Annotated in this window: 5 protein-coding genes; 2 read left to right on the plus strand and 3 right to left on the minus strand. The window is 42.7% G+C overall.

What is annotated here, in order from left to right; genetic code table 11:
• Nucleotides 1-691: 691 nt before the first annotated feature.
• Nucleotides 692-1486 carry a hypothetical protein gene (locus BUB55_RS13510; RefSeq protein ID WP_143153084.1) on the minus strand — a complete coding sequence of 265 codons (795 nt, stop codon included), beginning with the start codon at nt 1484-1486 and terminating at the stop codon, nt 692-694.
• Between the two features lie 352 nt (nt 1487-1838).
• Between BUB55_RS13510 and BUB55_RS13515 the strand changes: the two genes are divergently transcribed.
• The gene (locus tag BUB55_RS13515) at nt 1839-2102 is read left to right on the plus strand and encodes a type II toxin-antitoxin system RelB/DinJ family antitoxin (RefSeq protein WP_073192376.1); all 264 of its coding nucleotides are present in this window, start codon (nt 1839-1841) and stop codon (nt 2100-2102) included.
• Between the two features lie 3 nt (nt 2103-2105).
• Nucleotides 2106-2384: a type II toxin-antitoxin system YafQ family toxin gene (locus BUB55_RS13520; RefSeq protein ID WP_073192378.1), complete on the plus strand. Its 279-nt coding sequence runs from the start codon at nt 2106-2108 to the stop codon at nt 2382-2384.
• A gap of 123 nt (nt 2385-2507) precedes the next feature.
• On the opposite strand, the gene BUB55_RS13525 is transcribed toward BUB55_RS13520, so the two are convergent.
• Both BUB55_RS13525 and BUB55_RS13530 read right to left on the minus strand, forming a co-directional pair.
• Nucleotides 2508-3209, minus strand: a complete 702-nt coding sequence (locus tag BUB55_RS13525) for a class I tRNA ligase family protein (protein ID WP_234971949.1) — start codon at nt 3207-3209, stop codon at nt 2508-2510.
• 265 nt (nt 3210-3474) lie between these two features.
• Nucleotides 3475-5142, minus strand: a complete 1668-nt coding sequence (locus BUB55_RS13530) for a hypothetical protein (protein WP_073192380.1) — start codon at nt 5140-5142, stop codon at nt 3475-3477.
• Nucleotides 5143-5208 lie beyond the last annotated feature (66 nt).

The raw sequence follows: 5208 nt of genomic DNA on the forward strand, positions 1-5208 counted from the left end.
TGAAACGGGAACTGGAAAAGAGCAGAAAGAAAGGAAATGTAGCCTAAATCTGATGTTGGAACAAACTATTTTTGCGAAAAACCCTTGACACTACCTCCTTGTCGCCAAGGTCGATTATGGTTCCCGGATGGTTCCATGCAGTAGAATACATGGAATTTGTGCGGGCGAAACGCCACACGCCTGTCGGCTTATCGGCAAAAGCCAATGCAGAAAGGGCAAGTGTCAGCAAAAGAAGTTTTTTTCATACGGCTCCTTTGTGAACTTCCGTTCTACTTTTATATCGCTTTGTGTGCCTGGTTTGTCAAAAAGAAATTAAATTTAAGCCGCACAAGAATCGTCCATATTGGGGAGTGATGTTTTTTTAATTTGTATATCCAACAGCGAGGAATGAGATTACCAAAATGCATAGGATTATCGCAAGTAATCCCATGCCCATAGTCCTATAATTGGTATTAGCTCTTTTTTCCGCCTCTTTCGCTTCTCTCGCGGCTTCTTTTGCGTCTCTTTTGGCAGTACAACGGGGGCAAAGATGTGTGCCTCTCCCCACAGTAGATGGTTCGGTCCAACCATCGGGACAACCTGTGCCTGCGATTGACCGTCCTCTAGCAGATCGACATCCGTCACAAAGATAAGTATCGTAACCATTTTTGTCGAATTCACAAATCATTCTTTACTCCTTGGTTTTGTCATTTTATTTGTCATCATATGGTTCTATTACATTGTCAGCATTCGGCTTTGGCCAAAAGTTCCAGATAAGGAAAAAAACAGACACTATGACCAACACGACAATCGCTGGAATTGAAGATGTAATCTCTAAATAGTCGAATAGCAACAATCCAAGAAGCTCGAAAAGACCTAGAACAAAGAGACAGGAAAATAAACGTACCGTCACAATGGAAAATTTTTTCCAAAGAATCATCAAACAGAAAGTCAGGGCCGTCCAGCAGACTGCACGAACTGCAACCTTGACTTTAGGACTCAATTCTGTGAAAGATGGAAACCACTGATTGATGTAAGCAAATAGAATAAATAATGTTATTGTTGCTATTGAACCTGTGATACAAATGCGAGTGAGCGTTCTTTCATTATCGGTGGCATCTGAATAATCGGATGCTAAAAAGGGGGCGATAAATAGCCAACCGACAGAATTCTTTCTTGTCTGCATAGTTCGTTCTATCGCGTTTTGCTGAATGTTGCAGACTTTGTTGTCTAAATCGTTAAAGATCTTGCCAACTTTCTTGACGAAGTTTTCTTTTTGTTCTTTATTATCCATCAGCCACGTTCCTTTTTTTGTGAAAGAACAGAAAACGCCTGCTCTTTCTGGTTGAATTTCGGAAGATCGCCTCGTTCTGCAAAGCACTTCGCGATTTTTGAGAATACAAAAAAGGCGTAGATCGTTGCATTTACCTAAGCGGGGCTCTAGACTTGCCTCAATGCGATAAACGCAAACGACCCACGCCCCAAACGGGCTGTTGCCCATGGTCATACGACCAAAAACCGACCCGAAAGTCGGCACAGCAAACTAAAGCATGCCACAAAAACGGCATACCTGCGTGAGCGTTCGCCTTGTCCTCGCATTGGGAAATTGTTTAGATTTCGCTTAGAGAACAAGAGCAAAAACTCTTTTACTCTTATAAAATAGCCTAAAAATGGGCGGAAAACTAAAAAAAGTTTACCAAAAAGTGCGTTTTGTGAAGAAAAGGGCAATTTTTTGCCAAAAGAGATGGTCATTGATACTGAAAAACTGATTGACGTAATGACTTGTCAATACAATTTCGTTAAAAATTATTGACTTGTAAATGTAAATTGTATATATTTACGGAAAAAGGAGCTTGATTATGGCTACATTGCAAATGAGGGTCGATGACGACCTGAAAAAGAAGTCGGATGATCTGTTCCAGTCTCTCGGTATGGATACCTCTACGGCTATCCGTATTTTCTTGACTTTTGCCATCGAACATAATGGCATTCCTTTTGATGTTCGCCATGCTTCTGAAGACTTGTCCTTGGAAAAAGCTATTAGCGATACGCGTAGTCGAAAAAATCTCCATGGCCCTTATGCCACTGCGGCAGATGCTGTTGCCTCTATGCTGGAGGAATAGCCTTTGTACCAGATTAAGTACACTAGCCGCATGAAGCATGATGTCAAGGTCATGAAAAAGCGTGGCAAAGACTTAAACAAACTAATCACTGTCTTGGATAAGTTGTCGAAGGGAGAACCGCTTCCGCCTCATAACCGTGATCATCAACTGGGTGGGGCTCTGTCGGATTTTAGGGAATGCCATATAGAACCGGACTGGCTTTTGATGTATCAGATATTCAATGACGAGTTGATTCTTTCGGCGACTGCGACTGGTTCTCATTCTGATTTGTTCGGAAAATAGATGAATGAAAAAAGAGGTGCTCCGTTAGGAACACCTCTTTAAATTTTAGATCCTTCGACTTCGGCCCTTCGGCAGGCTCAGGGACCTTGTAAGATCGGTGAGCTTGCTGAACCGATTAGTAAACTATTTCAGTTCCTTAAGAGCAGCCTCGTTTTTGGCAATGATATCTTGTTGCGTAGCAAGCTTGGTGCGTTCGGCGTTTACCACGGCTTCGGGAGCGCCGCTGACGAACTTCTGGTTCGAAAGCTTGCGTTCAATCGAAGCGGCGAATGCCTTGGCCTTCTCGATTTCCTTTTCCAAGCGGGCGATTTCTGCGGCCGGGTCGAGGATACCTTCGAGCGGAATGTAGAGTTCGCCACCGGGCACCACGGCGCTGGCGCTGAACTTCGGCTTGGCGGCCTTCACGGCGACGCTCAGGTCAGAAAGACCCGAAAGCTCGGTGATGATAGCCATGCAGTCCTTCACGCTGGCTTCCGTCGCGGCGTCGTCCACACTCACCACGGCGTTCAGCTTGGTGGCGGGGCTCACGTTGTAGCGACCACGCACGCCACGCACGCTTTCCACCACGGCGAATGCCTGGTCGAATGCGGCTTCGATCTTCGCGTCAATGAGCGATTCGTCGGCCTTGGGCCATGCGCGGCTGATCACCATTTCGCTGCCCTGGAACAGGATGCTGTCGAGCTCTTCGGTAATGAACGGCATCACCGGGTGCAACAGGTCGAGCACGTTCTTCAGCACGTAGCTGAGGATGGCCATCGCGTTCTTCTTTTCGGCGGTGAGCGTTTCGCTGTTGATAACGGCCTTCTTGATTTGCGCAAGCGCCAAATGCTGGCCTCGGTCATGCCCACGCAAGCGTGGTCGCGACTCTCGACCTACGCATTTGTCCAAGTAGCTGGAGCACACGTCGTCCCAAACAAATCGGTACAGGAATCCGGCGAGTTCTCTTTATTTGGGCGTTCCCCGCACTGCCCGTGCGGGTCGGGCTATATTTTAGGGGCTGCCGCCGTCGCTTCGCTCGTCGCCCGCCTCCTAAAACGGAGTCCTGCTACGCAGGTCTCCGCCCCAAGGGGTCACTATCCCTAACGCAAATTTACAAAGAGTTCCAAATTTCTAGCCCTTCATTAATTGTTATACCTAATAAATAAGCTATATAATGGAGCATCCAGCCTTCTTCAAATCCTTGATATCCCGAATCTCTGGAGCTTTCCATAGTTGGAACATTGTGATAGACGATATCACTTTTCTGTAGTTGCCAAATAAGATTCGCACACACATGTTTCGGACAAAGACTATCTTTAAGTTTTTTTCCACCACCAATGATGCGTTTGAATTTACCGTTACTCCACTCTATTTTGAAATTATTTGTTGACGCAGTATAAATTTCTGATATTCCGTGTTTTTCGCCCTTTGCGTTTAGGGGAATATTTAATTTCCCTATAACTTTCTTTTGATTATCATAATCTGTTATCCGAATATTTTTTATTTGACCTGATTTTGTCCAATCAAATTCAAAATTATCCACATCATAAAGATATAATAAACCGGAAGTTGTTTTTGCATGAGATAGAATAGTGATTATTTTATCTGCATATATGTCTTTTAATTTAAGTTCCTTTGATTTGATTGAATAATCACCATTTTCCCCAACAGAAAAAATTATTTTATTTGGAAAATAGTAAGTAGTTTTAAATTTGCCACTACTTGAGAATGATCTTCTGACGAGTGTGTCTGAATTTGCGTTTACACAAAAACCATCACCCTTTGTAATTTTGCCGCCCTTTACAATAATTTTTTGTCTCTCGATGCATTTGAAATTCAACGTATCAAGAGAATCAAGGGTCAAATCGATTCTTTTGACACATTCTATAGTCCCGTTTTTCTCAGGGAAAGACTGTTCACCCCATTCATAGTCATACTGATCCTTTTTTGTATTGAAAGAGCATCCTTCGGTCGTATTTTGGTACTCTTCATACCATGCCATAGCTCGTTCTTCTCGTTCAGCTTTTCGTTGTTCTTCTAAATCCCTTTTTTCGCTATTATTTTTGGCTTTTTCGAGTATTTTTTCAGCATCCTTAATATATCTTCCCTTGGGAATAGTAGCAACATACTTTTCTATTTCAGAACATTCGTCATTCTCAGAAAAATGACATTCGGCTACATTTATAGATGTCCACATAGGCTCATCAATTAATAATCTTACACTATCAAGATAGATGCTGCTTGAAAATTTTGCAGAAAAAGTAAAAAGTGCTTCACAACTTGCCTTTGTCTGGTTCTCGGCGCATTTTTGTGAATAAATTTTCCAGTTCGCGTCTTCTAGAGCGATATTTATACTATCTCTGTATTTCCCATTTGGGTATTTACTTAGATACTGTTCGGGATGCGAATTTGGACGTAATGCATCTTTGGTATTATTTTTTATTTGAGACATCGAATAACTGAACAATAATTTTTCTAGGAATGTCGAGGCGTGTTCTGCGAATTTACCATGAGGGTATTTCATCATGTATCTTTTCAAAAGAGATTTTTCTGATAATCCAAGCAAAGTGTCTTTTTTGGCTTCTTTCAGCCCTTCTTGAGCTAATGTTTTTTCATATAATTCATTTGCTTGTTTTACGAAATCTCCCTTGGGATATTGGGTTAAATAAGCATCAATAAGGGAATTGCTTGCAATTGCGTCTTGTGGATTCTCTTCGGCTTGTTTGACGGCTTGCTGCCAAAATTCTTTTTTATTGCTGTCCGGTAAAAGTTCCAACATAAGCACAATATGCTGAATACGCGCCGATTTCGACAGAAAGCGGTGCCTTTGCGTTTTGCGGGTCCC

Source organism: Fibrobacter sp. UWP2, from assembly GCF_900141705.1.
Taxonomy (GTDB): domain Bacteria; phylum Fibrobacterota; class Fibrobacteria; order Fibrobacterales; family Fibrobacteraceae; genus Fibrobacter.

Bases quoted from the DNA above. Each gene is read 5' to 3' on its own strand.
- BUB55_RS13510 (WP_143153084.1), bottom strand. From the start codon at position 1,486: ATGACCATGGGCAACAGCCCGTTTGGGGCGTGGGTCGTTTGCGTTTAT.
- BUB55_RS13515 (WP_073192376.1), top strand. From the start codon at position 1,839: ATGGCTACATTGCAAATGAGGGTCGATGACGACCTGAAAAAGAAGTCG.
- BUB55_RS13530 (WP_073192380.1), bottom strand. From the start codon at position 5,142: ATGTTGGAACTTTTACCGGACAGCAATAAAAAAGAATTTTGGCAGCAA.